This window comes from Duganella aquatilis (assembly GCF_009674565.1).
Taxonomy (GTDB): Bacteria; Pseudomonadota; Gammaproteobacteria; order Burkholderiales; family Burkholderiaceae_D; genus Rugamonas; species Rugamonas aquatilis.
Genome location: NZ_WKJL01000029.1, coordinates 46,249 through 67,372 on the forward strand (window position 1 = coordinate 46,249; position 21,124 = coordinate 67,372).

General features: G+C 66.9%; 19 protein-coding genes. 9 read left to right on the forward strand and 10 right to left on the reverse strand.

Going from position 1 to position 21,124, the window contains the following annotated elements:
- Positions 1-6: 6 nt before the first annotated feature.
- The 7 genes from cueR to GJ698_RS26375 form a co-directional block, all read right to left on the reverse strand.
- Entirely contained in the window at positions 7-393 is a 387-nt protein-coding gene (cueR, locus tag GJ698_RS26340) for a Cu(I)-responsive transcriptional regulator (RefSeq protein ID WP_154360837.1), read from the reverse strand.
- The gene (locus GJ698_RS26345; RefSeq protein ID WP_229260181.1) at positions 390-2,633 is read right to left on the reverse strand and encodes a heavy metal translocating P-type ATPase; all 2,244 of its coding nucleotides are present in this window, start codon (positions 2,631-2,633) and stop codon (positions 390-392) included. Before GJ698_RS26345 ends, cueR begins: the two co-directional genes overlap by 4 nt.
- A gap of 68 nt (positions 2,634-2,701) precedes the next feature.
- Positions 2,702-3,553: a FecR family protein gene (locus GJ698_RS26350; RefSeq protein ID WP_154360838.1), complete on the reverse strand. Its 852-nt coding sequence runs from the start codon at positions 3,551-3,553 to the stop codon at positions 2,702-2,704.
- The gene (locus tag GJ698_RS31105) at positions 3,522-7,037 is read right to left on the reverse strand and encodes a two-partner secretion domain-containing protein (RefSeq protein ID WP_229260182.1); all 3,516 of its coding nucleotides are present in this window, start codon (positions 7,035-7,037) and stop codon (positions 3,522-3,524) included. Before GJ698_RS31105 ends, GJ698_RS26350 begins: the two co-directional genes overlap by 32 nt.
- 11 nt (positions 7,038-7,048) lie before the next feature.
- Positions 7,049-8,632, reverse strand: a complete 1,584-nt coding sequence (locus GJ698_RS26365) for a ShlB/FhaC/HecB family hemolysin secretion/activation protein (RefSeq protein ID WP_154360839.1) — start codon at positions 8,630-8,632, stop codon at positions 7,049-7,051.
- A 107-nt stretch (positions 8,633-8,739) separates the two neighbouring features.
- A complete protein-coding gene (locus GJ698_RS26370) occupies positions 8,740-9,108 on the reverse strand; it encodes a hypothetical protein (RefSeq protein WP_154360840.1) in 369 nt (122 codons plus the stop codon).
- 15 nt (positions 9,109-9,123) lie between these two features.
- Complete coding sequence (locus GJ698_RS26375) at positions 9,124-11,121, reverse strand: DNA topoisomerase IV subunit B (RefSeq protein ID WP_154360841.1); 1,998 nt, start codon at positions 11,119-11,121, stop codon at positions 9,124-9,126.
- Positions 11,122-11,344: 223 nt separating this feature from the next.
- Between GJ698_RS26375 and GJ698_RS26380 the strand changes: the two genes are divergently transcribed.
- From GJ698_RS26380 to GJ698_RS26390, 3 genes are read left to right on the forward strand one after another with little or no spacing between them, the layout of a single operon-like run.
- The gene (locus GJ698_RS26380) at positions 11,345-11,650 is read left to right on the forward strand and encodes a hypothetical protein (RefSeq protein ID WP_154360842.1); all 306 of its coding nucleotides are present in this window, start codon (positions 11,345-11,347) and stop codon (positions 11,648-11,650) included.
- Positions 11,647-12,234 (forward strand): nucleotide-binding protein, encoded by a 588-nt coding sequence (locus tag GJ698_RS26385; protein WP_154360843.1) that lies wholly within the window; start codon positions 11,647-11,649, stop codon positions 12,232-12,234. The genes GJ698_RS26380 and GJ698_RS26385 overlap by 4 nt, the downstream gene beginning before the upstream one ends.
- 27 nt (positions 12,235-12,261) lie before the next feature.
- On the forward strand, positions 12,262-13,020 hold the full coding sequence (locus GJ698_RS26390; RefSeq protein ID WP_154360844.1) for a TorF family putative porin: 759 nt from the start codon (positions 12,262-12,264) through the stop codon (positions 13,018-13,020).
- Here GJ698_RS26390 and GJ698_RS26395 read toward each other — a convergent pair.
- From GJ698_RS26395 to dapA, 3 genes are all read right to left on the reverse strand, one after another.
- Entirely contained in the window at positions 13,017-13,265 is a 249-nt protein-coding gene (locus GJ698_RS26395) for a hypothetical protein (protein ID WP_154360845.1), read from the reverse strand. The genes GJ698_RS26390 and GJ698_RS26395 overlap by 4 nt on opposite strands.
- 196 nt (positions 13,266-13,461) lie before the next feature.
- Entirely contained in the window at positions 13,462-14,046 is a 585-nt protein-coding gene (locus GJ698_RS26400; protein ID WP_154360846.1) for a P-loop NTPase family protein, read from the reverse strand.
- The gene (dapA, locus tag GJ698_RS26405) at positions 14,043-15,002 is read right to left on the reverse strand and encodes a 4-hydroxy-tetrahydrodipicolinate synthase (RefSeq protein WP_154360847.1); all 960 of its coding nucleotides are present in this window, start codon (positions 15,000-15,002) and stop codon (positions 14,043-14,045) included. The genes GJ698_RS26400 and dapA overlap by 4 nt, the downstream gene beginning before the upstream one ends.
- 193 nt (positions 15,003-15,195) lie before the next feature.
- Between dapA and GJ698_RS30695 the strand changes: the two genes are divergently transcribed.
- The 6 genes from GJ698_RS30695 to GJ698_RS26430 all read left to right on the forward strand — a co-directional run.
- On the forward strand, positions 15,196-15,288 hold the full coding sequence (locus GJ698_RS30695; RefSeq protein ID WP_208023469.1) for a potassium ABC transporter ATPase: 93 nt from the start codon (positions 15,196-15,198) through the stop codon (positions 15,286-15,288).
- Complete coding sequence (gene kdpF, locus GJ698_RS26410; RefSeq protein WP_072786137.1) at positions 15,285-15,374, forward strand: K(+)-transporting ATPase subunit F; 90 nt, start codon at positions 15,285-15,287, stop codon at positions 15,372-15,374. The genes GJ698_RS30695 and kdpF overlap by 4 nt, the downstream gene beginning before the upstream one ends.
- Position 15,375: 1 nt before the next feature.
- Entirely contained in the window at positions 15,376-17,193 is a 1,818-nt protein-coding gene (kdpA, locus tag GJ698_RS26415) for a potassium-transporting ATPase subunit KdpA (RefSeq protein WP_154360848.1), read from the forward strand.
- Between the two features lie 9 nt (positions 17,194-17,202).
- Positions 17,203-19,323, forward strand: a complete 2,121-nt coding sequence (kdpB, locus tag GJ698_RS26420; RefSeq protein WP_154360849.1) for a potassium-transporting ATPase subunit KdpB — start codon at positions 17,203-17,205, stop codon at positions 19,321-19,323.
- A 9-nt stretch (positions 19,324-19,332) separates the two neighbouring features.
- The gene (kdpC, locus tag GJ698_RS26425) at positions 19,333-19,926 is read left to right on the forward strand and encodes a potassium-transporting ATPase subunit KdpC (RefSeq protein ID WP_154360850.1); all 594 of its coding nucleotides are present in this window, start codon (positions 19,333-19,335) and stop codon (positions 19,924-19,926) included.
- Positions 19,927-19,946: 20 nt separating this feature from the next.
- The coding region (locus tag GJ698_RS26430) for a KdpD family sensor histidine kinase (protein WP_503826450.1) at positions 19,947-21,124 on the forward strand (1,178 nt) is incomplete at its 3' end.

The window sequence follows — 21,124 nt, forward strand, 5'->3', positions numbered from 1 at the left end:
CCCGGATTAATCGGCGAGGCTTTGAAGGATGGGGCAATCGGGCCGGTGGTCGCCGTGGCAGCAGCTGGCCATGGTCTGCAAGGTGTCGCGCATTTCCGTCAGTTCGGCGATGCGCTGGTTGAGTTCCGCCACGTGGCCTATGGCGATGGTCTTCACGTCCGAACTGGCGCGCTCCTTGTTCTGCCACAGCGACAGCAGGTCGCGGATCTGGTCCAGCGAGAAGCCCAGCAACCGCGCCCGTTTGACGAAGCGCAGCGTGTGCAGGTCGTTGTCGGCGTAGATGCGGTAGCCGGCATCGGTGCGCCGGCCGGCCGGAATCAGGGCGATACTTTCGTAGTAGCGGATCATTTTGGCGGAGACGCCGGTGGCGCTTGCCGCTTGGCCGATGTTCATGATGCGTTCTCCGGTTTCCAGCGGCGCAGCAGCAGCGCGTTGCTGATCACGCTGACGGAACTGAGAGCCATCGCGCCGCCCGCCACCATGGGGTTGAGCAGGCCGAAGGCGGCCAGCGGTATGCCGATCAGGTTGTAGATGAAGGCCCAGAACAGGTTCTGGCGGATCTTGCTGTAGCTGCGGCGCGAGATGGAGATGGCCGCCGCCACCAGCGCCGGGTCGCCGCGCATCAGCGTGATGCCGGCGGCGTGCATGGCGACGTCGGTGCCGCTGGACATGGCGATGCCGACATCGGCCGCCGCCAGCGCCGGCGCGTCGTTGATGCCGTCGCCGACCATGGCGATGGTGGCGCCGTCCTGTTTCAGGGCGGCGATGGCGGCGGCTTTATCGGCCGGCAGCATGTTGGCGACGATGCGCTGCACGCCAAGTTCCTTGCCGACGGCGTCGGCGCTGCCCTGGTTGTCGCCGGTAAGCAGCACGGTGTGGATGTGCATCGCGTGCAGGGCGGCGATGGCAGCGCGGGCTTGCGGCTTGATGCGGTCGCCGAAGGCCAGCAGGCCAAGGAGTTGATGGGCGTCGGCGTCGGCCAGCCAGGAGATGGTGTGGCCGGAGCGTTCCAGTTCTTCGGCGCGGGCCGACAGCGCTTGCAGGGAGATGCCCTGCTCCTGCATCAGCCGCGTGCTGCCCAGCAGCAGGCGCGTGCCCGCCACCGTCGCGGCCACGCCGCGGCCGGGCAAGGCGCTGATGTCGCTGGCGAGCAGCGGCGCTGCGCCAGGCGCCAGGACGGTGCGGGCGGCAGCTTGTTGGACCGCGCGGGCCAGCGCGTGTTCGCTGCCGCGCTGGACGGCGGCGGCAAGTTGCAGCAGGCGCGCTTCATCGACTTGCGGCGCCGGCGCCAGCACCGCCAGCGATGGCTGCCCTTCCGTCAGCGTGCCGGTTTTGTCGAAGGCCACGGTGGTGATGCGGTGCGCCAGTTCCAGCGCCTCCGCATCCTTGATCAATATGCCGTGGCGCGCGGCCACGCCGGTGCCGGCCATGATGGCGGCCGGCGTCGCCAGCCCCAGCGCGCACGGACACGCAATCACCAGCACCGCCACCGCATTGATGATGGCCTGCTCGGCGTCGCCGCCAACCAGCCACCAGCCGCCAAAGGTCAGCAGCGCCAGCACCAGCACCACCGGCACGAACACCGCGCTGACGCGGTCCACCAGATGCTGCACCGGCGCCTTGGCCGCCTGCGCGTCCTCCACCAGGCGGATGATTCGCGACAGCGTGCTCTCCGCCCCCACCGCGCTCACGCGCACCAGCAGCAGCCCTTCGCCATTGATGGCACCACCGGTCACCCGTTCGCCCGCATGACGCGCCACCGGCAGGCTTTCGCCGGTGATCAGCGCTTCGTCGACATGGCTGGCGCCTTCGGTCACCACGCCGTCGGCGGCGATGCGCTCGCCGGGGCGCACGACGATAACGTCATCCACCCGCACCTCGCCGATGGCGACATCGACGTCCTGCCCGCCACGCCGCACGCGCGCCGATTCCGGCCGCAGCGTTTGCAGTGCGCGGATGGCCTGCGCGGTCTGCCGCTTGGCGCGCGCCTCCAGCCATTTGCCCAGCAGGACCAGCGTGATGACCACCGCCGACGCTTCAAAATACAGGTGCGGCATGGCGCCGGCCGACAGCAGCTGGTAAACGCTCAGGCCATAGGCGGCGCTGGTGCCAAGCGCCACCAGCAAGTCCATATTGCCGCTGCGCGCACGCGCGGCAAGCCATCCGGCGCGGTAGAAGCGCGCACCAAGCCAGAATTGCACCGGCGTGGCGAGCAGCCATTGCACGCGGCCATCCAGCATCCAGTGGACGCCGGCCAGTTCGAGCAGCATGGGAAGCACCAACGGCAGGGAAAACAGCGCGGCCAGCAGCACGGCAAGGCCGCCGGAGGGCGTGATGGTCGCCACGAGACCGCGCCTGGCCGGCGCAACGCCATCGGCCGGGGCAGCGGATGCGTTGGCGGCAGGTGCGGTGCCTGGCTCCGGCGGCGGCAGCGAGGCCTGATAGCCCGCCTTGTCCACCGCCTGCGCCAGCGCGGCGAAATCAACCGGTCCGGCCGACTCCACCCGCGCCATTTCGGTTGCCAGATTGACACTTACCTTGTCGACGCCGGGCACGGCCGCCAGCACGCGCTCCACCCTGCCGACGCAGGAGGCGCAGCTCATGCCTTCAATTTTGATCGCTTGCTGATTCATGGGACACCCAATGCTGTTTTTACTGCCTACAGCATCAAGTATCCCACGATTGGAAGGTCAAGGTTTTTTTAGCGGACTTCGCAATCCACCGTGTTCGACTTGGGCGCCGTGTTGCTGGCCGTCGTTTGATTGGCCGACTGATTGAAGACCGGCGGCGGGGTGAACTTCAGACCCGGATTCTGCGGCACGGTCACCGGCGGCTGCACGAAATTCGGCGTGAAGCCGAACTGGCCGGCCGAAAAATTCATATTGCCGCCCTTGTTGGCCAAATTGATCATCCCGTCGATCACCTGCACGTAGAGGCCGGGCGCCAACGTGCCAGGAAGGGTCGGCACCGGGGTATTGGCTTGCGCCAGCATCAGCGGCTGCACCGGATAGCTGTCGCCCAGGCCGGCGGTGCTGGCCATCAGCCATGCCTGGCGCGCAGCGGCAGCTTGCGCGACAGCCTGCTCGGTCGGCTCCACCCATTCGGCGATGAAGGTGGTGCCGCGAATGCCGATGGTGGCGCTTGGCGTCTTCATCGAGAACTTTTCCTTGTTGCGCTTGCCCAGTAGGCCGGTCACCGAACGCAGGCCCCCTTTGACCAGGTTGAACGAGGCGGTGTCGCCGTCCGGCTTGTCGGCATCATAGGAAAAATTCTCCACCTTGAAGGTGGTCGACGGCTTCAGCGTGATCTCGCTGTTGTCGATGAACTTGACCATGGCGTAGGTGTTCCTTTCAGTCACCAGCGTGTCGCCGCTTTCCACCTCGGACTTCATCGACAGGACGCGCACTCCGCCGTCGGCGCGCTTGGCCATCAGCGGACCGCTCAATTGCACGATGGTGCCGGCCACCTGGGCCGCCCAACTGGCGCCGGCCACCCAGAACAGCAGCAACGCCAGCCACGCTTTAATTGCAGTAGAGTTTTTTAGTTGCTTCATTTTGCGTTCCGGTCTTGTCGTTGGTTGCTGCTACTTTGTCGGTCTTCTTGTCGTCGCCAGGCGTCGACGAGTTTGCCGCACCGCCCGAGGACGAGCCGCCGGACGAGGTGTTGCCCGGCGTGGCATCGCTGGTCGCCAAAGTCTTGATCACTTCAGTGGCCGCCTGCTGCACCGGCTTGACCGGCTCCGCCGCGGTCGGCGGCGACAGCACCTGGCACAAGGCCGAATTCGGCGCGATGGAGCAGATGTCCGCCGATGGTGGCGGCGTTGGCGTTGGCGTTGGCGTTGGCGTTGGCGTCGGCGTCGGCGTTGGTGTCGGCGTCGGCGTTGGCGTCGGCGTTGGCGTTGGCGTTGGCGTTGGCGTCGGCGTCGGCGTTGGCGTTGGCGTTGGCGTTGGCGTCGGCGTTGGCGTTGGCGTTGGCGTTGGCGTTGGCGTTGGCGTCGGCGTTGGCGTTGGCGTCGGCGTCGGTGTCGGCGTCGGTGTCGACACAATCACCGGCACGACCACACCATTCACATCCGACATGGTGCCGTTATTCGAGAAGGAGCTTGCAGTCGCCGTCACATGGCCGCTGGCCGAGCTGACGCTGCCATTGCCGCCGATCGTAATCGAATTGCTGGCATCGTAGCCCGTGCCCGCCGCCAGCGTGATATTGCCGGACAACGAAGACACGGTCCCATCGATCACCAGCGGGCTGTGCGTTTGCAGCGTGATCGAACCCGAGCTGGTCTGCACGCCATCCGGCGACACGCCGGCGATGGTCATGCCGCCGGTATTGTCGATGATGATCGCGCCGGCGTTGCCGGTGCCTGAGTCCACCTGTTGCGCCTTGTGCACCGTCATGATGGACGCATGCGCCGTGTTGTTGGTGTTGGCGATATTGATGGCCGCCGTGGAGCCGCCGCCCGCCGTATTCACCGCCGTCAGTTCGGACACGCTGGTCACCAGCGCCTTGCCGCCGCCGATGCCGCGGGTAGCGCTCAGCGTCAGCGCATTCGCGGTCAGCGAACCGCTGCTGCCGGCGATGGCGCCGTCGGTCGCTTCCACGCCCAGCGCGCTCGCCACCTTCAGCGCACCCGCCACGGCCACCGCGCTGCCGCGCAGATTCAGCTGCGTCGCGGCTGCCGTGCCGCCGCTCAAATCCACCGGGCCGGCCACGGTCAGCACGCCCTGATACGCCGCATCCTTGCCGATATTCAGCACGCCCGAGTGCAGCGCATTCAATTCCGCATTATCCAGGCTGAGCTGGTTGGAGGTTTCGGCGCCAAGGCTGATGCCGGTACTGGCGCCATACGTATCCACGCTGATGGTCTGCGCCGTGGTCGAGCCGCCCAGCGCCATCTTGTTGCCGATCAGCGATACCGTGGTGGCGCTGATGGCGGCATTGCTGCCGAGGGTCAGCGTGCCGCTGCCGTCCACGCTGGCGCGCAGCGTGCCGGCGCCGTTCAGCGCGTGATTCAGCGTGATGTCGCGGTTGCTCTCGAACAGCAGGTTGCCGACCGAGACCAGGCTGACATTCCCGCCCGAGCTGATCGGGCCCGCGCCGCTGTCGCCCACAACCAGATTGCCGGCCGCGACCGACTTCAGTCCGTTCGCCGTCAGGCCCAGCGTGCCGACCGCAGTACCGCCGAAGGTGATGCCGCGATTGGCGCTGTAGGTGCCGAACGACACCGTATCGTAGGCGCCGTCGCCACTGCCGATGCTGCTTTGCGCGCCGTTCAGGTTGATGTTGTCGGCGATGAAGGAAATCAGCGCCTCACTGCCGCTTGCGCTGGCTACCGCGCCGCTGCCGCCCACCGTGATATAGCCGTCGGCCACATTGGCGCGCGCATCCATGCTGCCGGCGGCGACGTTCACGCGGCCGTTGATGGTGATGTAGCTGCCCTGCATGGTCAGCGCATGGCCGCCGGTGCGTACCACATCAAAGTTTTCAAGCGAGGCGATGGTGATGCCGCCCATGCCCGTGGCGCTGCCGCTGGCCGCATCGTTGGCGGTCAGCGTGATGTCACCGTTCATGTACAGTTGGTTGTTGACCTTGATGTCATTGCCGGCCTGCGCCGTCAGGTTGACGTTGCTGTGGGTATTGCTGATGTCGCTGCTGAAGTTGATGTCGTGCTTGGCCTGCAATACGATACTGGTGGTGGCGCCGGAGAACAGATCGGCGCCGATTTCCGTGGTATCGGTCGCCACGCCGCCGCCGAACAGGATGTCGGCCGGCGTGATGCTGCCACCATTACCGGACACCACGGTGATGTCGTAAGGGTCCAGCAGCCAGGAGCCGGTCTTGCCCTGTGCCGCGCTGGTGTTGACGCGCGCGCCGGCCACGTCCAGATAGTTGGCCGAGGTTTCCACCTGGCCGCCGTTGCCGCCGGCCGCGCCGCCGCGCGCCGACAGCGCGCCGTACATACGGGTCGCATCCTGGCTCCACACCACCACGGTGCCGCCGTTGCCGCTTTGGGTAGCATCGGCGCTGATGGTCACGTCCTTGCCCACGTAGGTGGACTGGGCGTTCATCACCGCCGCGTTCTTGCCCTGGTAATCGCCGCCGACCAGCACCTTGCCGCCGCCGGCCGCGCCGCTGGCGTCCACCAGCGCGTTGCCGGTCAGGCCGACTTGCTGACCGAGCAGCATGATATCGCCGCCGGTATTCAGGTTGCTGCCGCTGGCGGTGGTCACGCTGCCCTGCTCCAGCAGGGTGGTGTCGCTGGCCTTGAGGACGATGGCGCCGTTCTCGCCGCGCACCGCGCTGTTGGCATTGATGACGCCGCGCTGGTTGACCAGCGCGCCATACACGCCCACGCGTCCGCCCGCGGCGACAATGCTGCCCAGGTTCAGCGCCTGGTCCGCCGGCGACGACACCACCACCTGCACGTTCGGATCCTTCGAGTCGAACAGCTGCACGCTGTGGCCGGCCGCCAGCACCACGTCGCCGTTTGGCGACGAGATGACGCCGCTGTTTTCCACCGCCGGCGCGATCAGGAAAATCTGCCCGCCGGACGGCGTCGTGATCGTGCCCTGGTTGCTGACCTTGCCCGCGCCGGCGGCGCCGTCGAAGTTGTTTTTACCGGCCAGGAAATCGGCGTCCGAGATATTCAGGCTGGACGCCACCAGGCCGTTGACGTCCACGCGCGCACCGGCGCCGAACACGATGCCGTTCGGATTAATCAGGAACACCTTGCCGTTCGATTGCAGCGAGCCGAGGATCTGCGTCGGGTCCTGTCCGGTGATGCGGTTCAGCACCTTGCTGTCGCTGCTCTGCTGGATGAAGCGGGTGATCTCGCCCGGCGCGATCGAGAAGCTGCGCCAGTCGATGATGGTATTCGGCGTATTGGTAATCGAATACAGGCTGCCCTGCTGGTTGAAGGTGGCCATGCCGTGCACCACGGTCGGCGCAACGGGAGTTGCCTGCGCGCTGCTGAACGCGGCCGCCACCACCACGGCCAGCGCTTTGCGGCGCAGATTAAAAGGAGTTTGCAGGTTCATGTTTTATTTTCTCAGTAAGCCAGGCCCAGGCGCACGTGCAGGCGATTGGCGTCGGCGCGGGTGGTAGCGCCGGCTTTGGTGACGTGGCCGTAGTCCAGTTGCAGATTGACGTAGGTGGACAGCACGAAGCGCGCGCCGACACCGGCGCTGGCGATGGTGGTGCTGTCGATCTCGCCCGGTTGCGCCTTGTTGCGGCTGACATAGGCGCTGTCGTAGAAGCCCAGCAGGCGGCAGTTCCAGCCGGCGCGTGTGCACAGGTTGGGCGTGTAGGCTTCCAGGTTGAGGCTGACGCCGGAATCGTTGGAGATTTCGCGCTCGATGAAGCCGCGCACCGATGTCGCGCCGCCGGCGCCGAACTGCTCGCCGGGAATCAGCGCGTCGCTGGTGTACTGGCCGTTGACGATGGCGCGCAACTGCCACTGGTTCTCCAGCGCGCGCGTGATGCTGCCGCCGAAGCGCAGTATCGTGTAGTCGGCCTTGGCGCCGACGCGCGCCAGCGCAAAGGCATCCTGGCCGCCGTTCGAACCGCCGGAGATATTGCGCAGCAGCGTCACCTGGCCGCCGACGTCGCCCATCTTGATCGGCATGCCGATCTGGTAGCTAAGGCTGACCGGATGCACGGTGACGTTGTTGCCCAGCTCGGTGGTATCGAACAGCACGCTGTTCTTGAACGCTTTCACGTCGACGCCGTAGGACAGCTTGGATTCGATCTCGCCGCGCCTGGCCAGCGCCTGGTTGTAGCGCGCGCCGTACACCGCGCCCTTGCCGCTGACGGCCAGGTTCAGCGCGCCGGCGCTGACGGTGCCGGAATCGACGTTGGAATAGCTGGCGAAGAAGTCCAGCGAGTCGCCCGATTCATACAGCGGAATATGGTAGCCGGCGCCATACACCTTGACCCGGCCCGGCTCTTCGGCCGAGGTGGTGTATTGCAGCGAGGCCAGATGGTCGCGGCCGAACAGGTTGGCGTTTTGCAGGATCACGCCGACGTGGGTCTTGCCGGTCGCCTCGGTGCCGGTGTTGTCGGCGTTGGCCATGACCTTCCACGGCGACTCGTCCTTCACGTCCAGCACGGCGTCGACCTCGTCGGCCACCTCGCCGCTTTGCAGCTTCATCGTCACCTGCTTGGACGGATTCTCGTTGCCCTGCTTCAGGTTGGCCGAGACCGCCTTCAGGTCGGGCGAGCGGCCGGGCTGCAAGGCCGGCAGGCTGCGGCGGATGTTCGCTTCGTCAAAATACCGGTTGTTCTTGACCGTCACGCGGCCGATCTTGGTTTCCACCACGCGCAGCGTCACCACGCCGCCATTCAGCTCCTGCTCCGGCAGTTCGATGGTGACCACGTTGTAGCCGCGTTCGTGGTACTTGGCTTCCAGCGCCTCCAGCGCGCGCTGCACGTAGCCGAAGTCGCGCTGCTTGCCGCTGTATGACGCCAGCACGGCGTCGATGTCCGCCTGCGGCAGCAAGGTGTTGCCCTTGACCTCGAAGCGCGTAATTTCAAAACGGATGACACTGTCATCCGCCGCGTCCGCTCCCCATGCCGATGCCACTGCAACGGCGAGAAGTGACCCTGCGAGCAGGCGCGTAATCTTATATTTCATGTCATGAACCCATGGATTTAACAGTCTCTTATGATGCTATCACGGCAACACTTCCCTGCGTGGCGTTTTTGCCACAGCCGCGACAAGTGTTGGATTTCTGTCTGGCATTAGTTGCAATACATTTTCTTCACTTGCTCAGTCGCAGCAACGCTGGTCTTGCCGCCGCTGTTGGCGTTCTTTTCGTCGACGGTCTTGTCGGGTTGCGTGTTGCCGCCGGTGCTGGCGCCGCCGCCTGACGACGTGCCGCCCTGGCTGCTGTTGACCGAGGTGTTGATGATGTTGACGGTCGAGTTGAGCGCCTGCGACACCGGCTGGTTCTGCTGGCCCTGGGCGGCAGCGGCATCCGCCGCAGCTTTGGCGGCCGCGTCGGCCGCTGCGTGGACGGGAGCGGCCGGCGCTGTTACTGCGGCGGCGGCTGGCTTGGCGGCTGCCGCAGTGCTGTCCGCCGGTTCGTCAAAAAGATTTGCTTGAGTCATAGTTCGGTTCTAGATTTAGATGTCTGCTTCGGCTTCGTTGCCGTGTTCTTCGATCCAGGCGCGGCGCGCGGCCGCTTCGCCTTTGCCCATCAGCATATTGAAGCGGGCCGCCGATTCGTGGTGGCCGTAGCCGCCCAGCGCCACCGGCAGCAGCCGGCGCGTGTCGGGATTCATCGTGGTTTCCCACAGCTGCTCGGCGTTCATCTCGCCCAGGCCCTTGAAGCGCGAGATCGACCAGGCGCCTTCCTTCAGGCCGTCCTTGCGTAGCTTGTCCTCGATCGCCACCAGCTCGCCGGCGTCCAGCGCGTACAGCTTCTGGATCGGCTTCTTGCCGCGCGCCGGCGCGTCGACGCGGTACAGCGGCGGGCGGGCGATGCAGATATTGCCGTTGGCGATCAGGGCGGGGAAGTGGCGGAAGAACAGGGTCAGCAGCAGCACCTGGATGTGCGAGCCGTCGACGTCGGCATCAGACAGGATGCAGATCTTGCCGTAGCGCAGGCCCGACAGGTCGGGCGTGTCGCCGGCGCCGTGCGGGTCGACGCCGATCGCCACCGAGATGTCGTGGATCTCGTTGTTGGCGAACAGGCGGTCCTTGTCGGTTTCCCACGAGTTCAAGACCTTGCCGCGCAGCGGCAGGATGGCCTGGAATTCCTTGTCGCGGCCCATCTTGGCCGAGCCGCCGGCCGAGTCGCCCTCGACCAGGAACAGCTCGGTGCGGGCGGCGTCGTTCGATTCGCAGTCGGTCAGCTTGCCGGGCAGCACGGCCACGCCGGAGGATTTTTTCTTTTCGACTTTTTGCGCCGAGCGCAGCCGCGACTGCGCCTGCTTGATGACCAGCTCAGCCAGCTTCTTGCCGTAGTCGACGTGGTGGTTCAGCCACAGCTCCAGCGCCGGCTTCGAGTAGGTGGAGACCAGGCGCACCGCGTCGCGCGAGTTCAGGCGCTCCTTGATCTGGCCCTGGAACTGCGGGTCCAGCACCTTGGCCGACAGCACGAACGAGGCGCGCGCGAACACGTCCTCGGGCAGCAGCTTGACGCCCTTCGGCAGCAGCGAGTGCATCTCGACGAAGTTCTTCACCGCGCCATACAGGCCGTCGCGCAGGCCCGATTCGTGGGTGCCGCCGTTCGGCGTCGGGATCAGGTTGACATACGATTCGCGCACGATGGCGCCTTGCTCGGTCCACGCCACCACCCACGACGCCCCTTCGCCCTCGGCAAAGCCTTCGGCGTCGGGGCCGGCGAACTGCTCGCCTTCGAACAGCGGGATCAGCGTCTCGCCGTCGGTCGACTGCGCCAGCGCCTCGGTCAGGTAGCCGCGCAGGCCGTCGTTGTACTGCCAGGTCTGCGATTCGCCGGTCTTGGCGTTGGCCAGCGTGACCGAGACGCCCGGCAGCAGCACGGCCTTCGAGCGCAGCAGGCGCTGCAGCTCGGTCTGCGAGATGGCGGCCGAGTCGAAATATTTCGGGTCCGGCCAGGCGGTGACGCGGGTGCCGGACTTCTTGCCGTCGCGCGGCGCGACGACGGACGTCAGCGGCTCGACCACGTCGCCGTGCTCGAACGCCAGGTGGTGCAGGCCGGTGCCGTTCGGCTCCTTGCGCCACACGGTGATCTCCAGCCGCTTGGACAGCGCGTTGGTGACCGACACGCCGACGCCGTGCAGGCCGCCGGAGAAGGCGTAGGCGCCGCCGCTGCCCTTGTCGAACTTGCCGCCGGCGTGCAGCCGGGTGAACACGATTTCCACCGTCGGCACGCCCTCGTCCGGGTGCAGGCCGACCGGGATGCCGCGGCCGTCGTCTTCGACGGTGATGCTGCCGTCGGCGTTCTGGGTGACGATGATGTTATGGCAATTGCCGCCCAGCGCCTCGTCGGCGGCATTGTCGATCACTTCCTGGATGATGTGCAGCGGGTTCTCGGTGCGGGTGTACATCCCCGGACGTTGCTTGACGGGTTCCAGGCCCTTGAGGACACGGATGGAGGATTCGCTATAGTCGGAAACGGGTTTTTTGGTGGCCATACGTGAGCAGCTTGTGTTTTTGATACTGGGTTTATGTACAGGTGCGGCGTTAATTGCGTATTCTATCCTCAACCGCGCGGCATCGCGGGCAAAAATTGCGCACTGCGCAATTTATACACGATGTTTACAGCACAGGGCCGCCTTTTTAGACCGTTTTTACGACGCCGTCGCTAAGCTGATCGGTATCGCAGCACACCGCGCAACGCTGTCCAAGGAGCTCACCATGCATGCCTTTTTCCACACCCAGGCCGCTCAACGTCGGGCGCGTCCGTCCGCCGCGCCGCGTCCGTGCCTGATGCAGCTGACCGTGGACGCCGGCGCCGTGACCGACCTGCGGGCGCTGGTGATGCGCACCTGCGGCGCCGGCATGGAGTTCATGCGGGGCGAGGCCTGCGACCACGGCGCCCGCGTCAAGGTCTGGCTGTGCCTGTCGCGGGCGCTGGCCGGGCAGGTGATGGAGGCGGTGATGCGGGCCTTGCCCGGCGCCGAATTCGGCCGCATGACGGCGCTGGCCCAGGGCCGCGCATGATCATCGCCGTCGTCAACCAGGGCGGCGCGCAGGGCGGCGCCGGCAAGGCCATCGTCGCCAACAACCTGGCGCTGCTGCGGGCCCGCGCCGGCCGGCGCGTGATGCTGGTCGATACCGATCCGCGCGCGCCGTCGTGCGCCTGGCACCGCGAGCTGGCGGCGGCTGGCGTGCAGCCGCGCTTTGTCGCCCGCGCCATCACCGGCCGCGCGCTGCGCATGGCGCTGGAACTGCTGCGCCAGCGCTACAACGACATCGTCGTCGATACCGAGGGCCGCGACACGGCCGACAGCCGCGCCGCGCTGATCGCCGCGCGCCTGGTGGTGGTGCCGGTGACGCCGCAGCAGGTCGATCTGGCGCGCCAGTACCAGCTGATCGCCCGTCTCAATTCTGCGCGCATGTTCAATCCGGACCTGCGCGTGCTGTTTGTACTGGTCGGCGGCGACACCGCTCCCAGCGACGAGGAACGCGCCGCCGTGCGCGCCTACGTCGCCAGGGTGATGTCGGCCACGCTGGCCAGCACTGTCATTCGCGGCCAGGCGCCGGCCGATATGGACGCGCTGTACCGCGAAGTTTTCCACCACTGAGATTCACCACTGAGAGAAAGTAGCACCATGAACCAATTCGTACTTGCCGCAGCCGTTGCCGCTGCCTTTGTCCTGACCACCACCGGCGCCCGCGCCGACGACGCCGCAGCGGCGCCGGACGCGGTGCCGGACAACGCCGTCAGCTTCAACGTGGCGGCGATCAGCGATTACCGTTATCGCGGCATTTCGCAGACGCGCCTGCAGCCGGCCGTGCAGGGCGGCGTCGATTACGTCAACAATCCGACCGGCCTGTATGTCGGCGCGTGGGCTTCGACCATCACCTGGATCCGGGACGCGGGCGGAGACGGCCACGTCGAGCTGGACCTGTATGCCGGCAAGCGCGGGCAGGTGACGGCGGACGTGTCGTACGACGTCGGCGTGCTGACCTATGTGTATGCGTCCAACGCGCTGCCGGTCAGCGCCAGCACCACCGAGATCTACGGCCAACTGGGTTATGGCCCGGCCTACGTCAAGTATTCGCATGCGACCACCAACCTGTTCGGCTTTGCCGACAGCAAGAACAGCGGCTACGTCGACCTGGGCGCCAACATCGACGCCGGCGATGGCTGGACCGTCAACCTGCACGCCGGCCGTCAGGACGTGAAGCACAACGATGCGGCCTCGTACACCGACTGGAAGGTCGGCGTGACCAGGGACTTCGGCGTGGTCACCGGCGCGCTGGCCGTCATCGGCACCAACGCCCAGGAATCGGCCTACACCTCGGCCGCCAACGGCAAATTCCTCGGCAAGACCGCCTTGCAGCTGATGATCAGCAAAGTGTTTTAGGTCCGCCACGGAGCGCGCCGGTCCGCCGCGCGCTCCCATTCTTCTCCCGGCAGCTTGAGCCAGACGACGCGCCAGGCATTGCGTACAACGTCGCCGGTGTTGGCGAGTCGCGACGGCGAGACCGGCTTGCCGTTGTAAATAATGTGATGGCCTTCGACTGCGGCGTGACGCACCCGCCCGGGCATGGTGACGCGCAGCGCAAGCAGCACGCTGCCGCGCAGGCCTATAGGTATAGGGTGGTCCATTTTTTTGCCCCTCCGGTCTATATAAAGTCTATGAAGGTCTAGATCGGGCTAGAAAAGGCTAGAGCGGTCTATAACCGTTACCGTGGGGAAGTGGAAAAGTCTAGAACGGGCTATAAATCTCAAGGCTGCTCTCACATCCCCCAAGTTATAGACCGTTCTAGCCCTATGAAGTTCAATCTAGCCCTTTATAGACTTTCTAGACCGCCTGTCGCGGAAAAAGAGCCCCCATATATGCCGCCTCAAGGCGAGGGCGGAAGATTTCGCGGTAAAGGTGGCGTACTTCGGGCGCGCAGAGTTTGCGGTCTTCCTTGTAGGCTTGCAGTTCCAGTTCGCTGTGGCGCGAATGGTAGGTGTCTTCGCCGTCGGCCAGCACCAGCGTGTCGGCCAGGCGCGCCTGCGGCAGCTGGGCGACGAACACCAGCAAACATCCCGCCTGATGCGGCGACAGCGGCCGGCGACCGTGCGCCACCGTCACCAGCAGCCGCGCGGCCGGATTGACGCGCTGGGCGGCCTGCAGGCGCGCCAGCACAGCGGCGCAGCCATCGCGCTCCAGCGCCTCCGGCCGGAGCAGGGCCAGCACCACGTTGGCCCGCGCCAGCGCCAGGTCATCGCGCTGGGAAGCGTCGATCACCAGATCGTCGTAGAGCTGTGCGTCATACGGACCGGGATTGGGCGACACCAGCAGCACGCGCTTGCCCGCCGCCACGCGCAGCATGGCCAGATCCTCGGCCAGATCGGCTACCGCGCTGTCGCCGTCCATGCCTGTCAGCGCGACGATCATATGGCCGCCATGGCGTGCGCCAGCGAGTGGCGCGCGCCGGTCTGCGCATGGCCCGCCGCTGCCGGCGCGCGGCGATAGCGCGGCACGCCGTCCAGCGCCGCCAGCGCCGCCGCCAGATGCTCCCTGCAAGCCGGGGTGGCCGGCACCATCGGCAGCCGCAACTCGTCGCGCAACAGCCCCTGCATCGCCAGCGCCGCCTTCAACGGCGCCGGATTCGGCTCCGAGAACAGCGCGCGCACCATCGGCAGCAAGCGCTCGAACAGCGCACACGCCTCCACCAGCCGCTGCGCGCGCACCAGATCGAACAACTGCACATACAAATCGGTACGAACATGCGCCGACGCCGAAATCGCCCCATGACCGCCGCCGCACAGCGCCGCAAACAGCAGCGCATCGTCGCCGCACAGCACCGACAGCGGCGTCTCGCGCACCAGATCCGTCATCTGCTGCAGGCTGCCGCCGGCCTCCTTGATGGCGGCAAACTGCGGCCGCTGCGCCAGCGCGCGCGCGCTGGCCAGCTCCAGCTGCACGCCGGTACGCGCCGGCACGTTATACAGCACGATGGGCCGCGCGGTGGCGTCGGCAATCGTCTCGAAATGGCGCAGCAATCCCTGCTGGGAAGGCCGCACATAGGCCGGCGTCGACACCAGATAGCCGGCCAGATCCTCGTCGTCGAACTCCAGCACGCGGCTGGCGGCGGCAAAGGTGTCGCTGCCGCCGATGCCCATCAGCACCGGACAGCGCCGCTGCGCCACCTCCAGCACCGCCGCCAGCGCCGCGCTCTGCTCGGCCAGATCCAGCTGCGGCGCCTCGCCGGTGGTGCCGCACACCACCAGCCCGTGGGCGCCGTCGTCGACCACCCGTTCGGCCAGCCGCTGCAGGCAGGCCAGATCGATCTCGCCGTGCGCCATCGGCGTCACCAGCGGCACCCAGATGCCGTGTAGGGAAGTCTGCATGATGTTCCTCAGTAGTTGCGATGGAACCAGCGTAGCCAAGCCCTCGTAAAAATGTTCTAAAGAGTCGCCCGCCGGCCGTAAAGAAAACGTAAATTTTTACGCTTTGTTTACACCCCGCCGGCAAGTCTTTACAAAATCTTTAGACCCTTCTGGCTAAGCTTCAGGCTATCAAAACAAGACCTGTGAGGGTGTGATGGACTTAGTATTTATCGGCGCGATCGCGCTGTTCTACCTGCTGACGGTGGCCATGGCCGCCGGCTGCGACAAGCTCGGAGGCCAACCATGAACACGTTCTATGTGATCGGCGCCATCGCGGCGGCCGGCCTGCTGGTCTACCTGGTGGTGGCCCTGCTGAAAGCGGAGGACCTGTAACATGACCCTGCAATCGATCCTGCTGCTGATCGTGTTCCTGGCGGTGCTGCTGGCGCTGGCCTGGCCGCTCGGCATCCTGCTGACCCGCGTCGGCGACGGCGCGGCCGGCGCCAGCCCGATGCGCGGCCTGGGCTGGCTGGCCCCTATTGAACGCCTGATCTACCGCGCCGCCGGCGTCAATCCGAAGGAAGGCCAGGGCTGGAAGTCCTACGCCGTCTCGCTGCTGCTGTTCAGCGTCATCGGCACGCTGGTCACCTACGGCCTGCAACGCGTGCAACTGTGGCTGCCGCTGAATCCCCAGGCGATGGCCAACGTCAGCCCGGATTCGGCCTTCGACACCGCCGTCAGCTTTGTCGCCAACACCAACTGGCAGGGCTACAGCGGCGAGCAGACCATGAGCTACCTGACCCAGATGCTGGTGCTGGCGGCCCAGAACTTCTTCTCGGCCGCCACCGGTATCGCCGTCGCCTATGCGCTGATCCGCGGCTTCGCCGCCCGCTCGGCCCAATCGATCGGCAACTTCTGGGTCGACCTGACCCGCGCGACGCTGTACGTGCTGCTGCCGCTGTCGCTGCTGTTCGCCGTGTTCCTGATGGGCCAGGGCGTGATCCAGAACTTCTCGGCCTACCAGGAAGTACAGCTGCTCGACCCGGTCACCTACAGCCAGCCGAAGGCCGGCGCCGACGGCCAGCCGCTGCTGGACGCCAAGGGCCAGCCGGTCACCGAAACGCTGACCGCCACCACCCAGACCATCGCCATGGGCCCGGTCGCCTCGCAGGAAGCGATCAAGATGCTGGGCACCAACGGCGGCGGCTTCTTCAACGCCAACTCGGCGCACCCGTATGAAAACCCGACCGCGCTGGCCAACTTCGTGCAGATGCTGGCGATCTTCCTCATCCCGGCCGGCCTGTGCTTCACCTTCGGCCGCATGGTCGGCGACCGCCGCCAGGGCTGGGCCGTGCTGGGCGCGATGACCTTGCTGTTCGTGGCCTGCACGCTGGTGGTGCTGGGCGCCGAGCAGGCCGCCCATCCGGGCCTGCAGGCGCTGCACGTCGACCAGGGCATGAGCGCGCTGCAAGCGGGCGGCAATATGGAAGGCAAGGAAACCCGCTTCGGCATCTCGGCCTCGGCGCTGTTCGCCGCCGTCACCACCGCCGCCTCGTGCGGCGCCGTCAACGCCATGCACGACTCCTTCATGCCGCTGGGCGGCATGATCCCGATGCTGCTGATCCAGTTCGGCGAGGTGATCTTCGGCGGCGTCGGCTCCGGCCTGTACGGCATGCTGATCTTCGCCATCATGGCGGTGTTCATCGCCGGCCTGATGATCGGCCGCACGCCGGAATACCTGGGCAAGAAGATCCAGGCCTATGAAATGAAAATGACCTCGATCGCCATCCTGGTGACGCCGACGCTGGTGCTGGCCGGCACCGCGGTCGCCGTGCTGTGCGACCCGGGCAAGGCCGGCATCGCCAATCCCGGCGCGCACGGCTTCTCGGAAATCCTGTACGCCTTCAGCTCGGCCGCCAACAACAACGGCAGCGCCTTTGCCGGGCTGTCGGCCAACACGCCGTTCTACAACAGCATGCTGGCGGTGGCCATGTGGTTCGGCCGCTTCGCCATGATCGTGCCGATCCTGGCGATCGCCGGCTCGCTGGCCGGCAAGCAGCGCCTGGAGGCCAACGCCGGCACCATGCCGACCCACGGCGGCATGTTCATCGGCCTGCTGTGCGGCGTGGTGGTGCTGGTCGGCGTGCTCAATTACGTCCCGGCGCTGGCGCTCGGCCCGGTGGTCGATCACCTGCAGCTGTTTGCCCAATAAGGAATCAACATGTCATCTACTACGCACAAAGAGGCGACGCTCTTTACCAATCCGCCAGCCCGCAAGCTGCGCATGTTCGAGTCGCAGCTGGTGCTGCCGGCGATCGCCGACGCCTTCCGCAAGCTGCATCCGCGCACCCAGTTGCGCAGCCCGGTGATGTTCGTGGTCTACGTCGGCAGCATCATCACCACGCTGCTGGCGGCGCAGGCGCTGGGCGGCCACGGCGAGGCGCCGTTCGGCTTCATCGCCGCCACCGCCGTCTGGCTGTGGTTCACCGTGTTGTTCGCCAACTTCGCCGAGGCGCTGGCCGAGGGCCGCAGCAAGGCGCAGGCGGCCTCGCTGCGCAGCCTGAAGCAAAGCGTCACCGCCAAGAAGCTGGCCACGCCCAAGCACGGCACCACCTGGCTGCCGCAGCCTGCGCTCGACCTGCGCAAGGGCCACACCATCCTGGTCGAAGCGGGCGACGTGATCCCGATCGACGGCGAAGTGATCGAAGGCGTGGCCTCGGTCGACGAAAGCGCCATCACCGGCGAATCGGCGCCGGTGATCCGCGAATCGGGCGGCGATTTTTCCAGCGTCACCGGCGGCACGCGGGTGCTGTCGGACTGGCTGGTGGTGCGCGTGACCGCCAATCCCGGCGAGACCTTCCTCGACCGCATGATCTCGATGGTGGAAGGCGCCAAGCGCCAGAAGACGCCCAACGAAATCGCCCTGACCATCCTGCTGGTGGCGCTGACCATCGTGTTCCTGGTGGTCACCGTGACCCTGCTGCCGTTCTCGCTGTTCTCGGTGGGCGCCGCCGGCGCCGCCGGTGTGGTAAGCAAGCCCGTGACCATCACGGTGCTGATCGCACTGCTGGTATGCCTGATCCCGACCACCATCGGCGGCCTGCTGTCGGCCATCGGCGTGGCCGGCATGAGCCGCATGATGCAGGCCAACGTGATCGCCACCTCCGGCCGCGCGGTGGAAGCGGCGGGCGACGTCGACGTGCTGCTGCTGGATAAAACCGGCACCATCACGCTGGGCAACCGCCAGGCCTCGGCCTTCTTCGCCGCGCCGGGCGTCACCGAGCAGCAGCTGGCCGACGTCGCGCAACTGGCGTCGCTGGCCGACGACACGCCGGAAGGGCGCAGCATCGTGGTGCTGGCCAAGCAGAAGTTCAACATCCGCGAGCGCGACATGGGCACGCTGAACGCCAGCTTCGTGCCGTTCACCGCGCAGACCCGCATGAGCGGCATCGACATCGGTCCGCGCGCGATCCGCAAGGGCGCGGCCGACACCGTGCGCCAGTACGTCGAGGCGCTCGGTCAGCCATACCCTGCCGACATCGCCCGCACGGTGGACGACATCGCACGCCGCGGCAGCACGCCGCTGGTGGTGGTGGACGGCGGCCGCGTGATGGGCGTGGTCGAGCTGAAGGACATCGTCAAGGGCGGCATCAAGGAACGCTTCGCCGAACTGCGCCGCATGGGCATCAAGACCGTGATGATCACCGGCGACAACAAGCTGACCGCCGCCGCCATCGCCGCCGAAGCGGGCGTGGACGACTTCCTGGCCGAGGCGACGCCGGAAGACAAGCTGAAACTGATCCGCAGCTACCAGGCCGAGGGCCGGCTGGTGGCGATGACCGGCGACGGCACCAACGACGCGCCGGCGCTGGCGCAGGCCGACGTCGCCGTGGCGATGAACTCCGGCACCCAGGCCGCCAAGGAAGCCGGCAACATGGTCGACCTGGACTCGAATCCGACCAAGCTGCTGGAGATCGTCGAAATCGGCAAGCAGATGCTGATGACGCGCGGCTCGCTGACCACCTTCTCGATCTCGAACGACATCGCCAAATACTTCGCCATCATCCCGGCGGCGTTTGTCGGCACCTTCCCGCAGCTGAAGGCGCTGGACGTGATGCAGCTGGCCAGCCCGGCCTCGGCGATCATGTCGGCGGTGATCTTCAACGCCCTGATCATCGTGGTGCTGATCCCGCTGGCGCTGAAGGGCGTGCAGTACCGCGCGATCGGCGCCGTGGCGCTGCTGCGCCGCAACCTGCTGCTGTACGGCGTGGGCGGCATCATCCTGCCGTTCATCGGCATCAAGGCCATCGACCTGCTGCTGGCCGCCTTCAACCTGGTTTAAGGAGTTCCCATGACATCCCATCTTCGTCCCGCCGTCACCGTGTTCGCCGCGCTGACGCTGATTTGCGGCGTGATCTACCCGCTGGCGGTCACCGCCATCGGCCAGGCCGCGTTTGCCGGCCAGGCCAACGGCAGCCTCGTCGAAGTCAACGGCAAGGCGGTCGGCTCGTCGCTGATCGGCCAGGCCTTCACTTCGCCGCAATACTTCTGGGGCCGTCCGTCGGCCACCGGCCCGATGCCCAACAACGCGGCCGGTTCCGGCGGCGCCAACCAGGGCCCCAACCATCCGGCCCTGATCGACGCCGTCAAGGGCCGCATCGACGCGCTGCGCGCCGCCAACGCCGCGGCCGGCGTCGCCAACAGCGCCGCCATCCCGGTCGACCTGGTGACCGCCTCGGCCAGCGGCCTCGATCCCGAGATCAGCGTCGCCGCCGCCCAGTACCAGGCCGGCCGCATCGCCGCGGTGCGCAAGATCAGCCGCGAGCAGGTGCTGGCGCTGATCGGCCGCACGCAGCAGACGCAGTGGTTCGGCTTCTTCGGCGAAGCGCGCGTCAACGTGCTGGCGCTGAACCTGGCGCTGGAGCGCGCGCAGCCGCGCGGCTAAGGTAAAATCCGCGCATGGCCATGTTCCCCCACGACGCTGTACGACCGGACCCCGATGCGCTGCTGGCGCAGGTACAGGCGCAGGAACGCAAGGCCGCGCGCGGCAAGCTGCGCATCTACTTCGGCGCCTCGGCCGGCGTCGGCAAGACCTACGCCATGCTGGCCGCCGCCCGCAAGCTGCAGGAGAACGGCCAGCCGGTGCTGGTGGGCGTGGTCGAAACCCACGGCCGCGCCGACACCGCCGCCATGCTGGCCGGCCTGCCGCTGCTGCCGCCGCGCGCGGTCGAGTACCGCGGCAAGCGCATCGCCGAATTCGACCTCGACGGCGCGCTGGCCTTGCAGCCGGCGCTGATCCTGATGGACGAACTGGCGCACTCCAACGCGCCCGGCTCGCGCCATCCGAAACGCTGGCAGGACGTCGAGGAACTGCTGGACGCCGGCATCGACGTGCTGACCACCGTCAATGTCCAGCATCTGGAAAGCCTGAACGACGTGGTGGGCGGCATCACCGGCATCCGCGTCGGCGAGACCGTGCCGGACACCGTGTTCGACCAGGCCGACGAAGTGGTGCTGGTCGACCTCCCGGCCGACGAGCTGCTGGCGCGCCTGCAAAGCGGCAAGGTGTACCAGGCGGCGCAGGCCGAACGGGCCGCGCGCAACTTCTTCCGCAAGGGCAACCTGATCGCGCTGCGCGAGCTGGCGCTGCGCCGCACCGCCGACCGCATCGAAGACGACGTGCGCGCCTACCGCGTCGAAAAGTCGATCGCCGACATCTGGAAGACCGGCGCCGCGCTGCTGGCCTGCGTCGGCCCGCGCGCCGACGGCGAACACACGGTGCGCAGCACGGCGCGGCTGGCCGGCCAGCTGGGCACCGGCTGGCACGCGATCTACGTCGAGACGCCGGCGCTGCAACGGCTGCCGGCCGCGCAGCGCGAGCAGATCCTGAAAACGTTAAAGCTGGCCGAGGAGCTGGGCGCCAGCACCGCCGTGCTGTCCGGCCACGACATCGCCCAGGCCGCGCTGGACTACGCGCGCAGCCACAACCTGTCCAAGCTGGTGCTGGGCCGCGCCCACCGCAGCTGGCCGTGGCGCGCGCCGCACCGCCAGCGGCTGGCCGACTACGCGCCCGACCTCGACCTGATCGAGATCGGCGCGCCGCGCAACCAGCCGCCCGCCGCCCGCGCCGATCTCGATCAGGT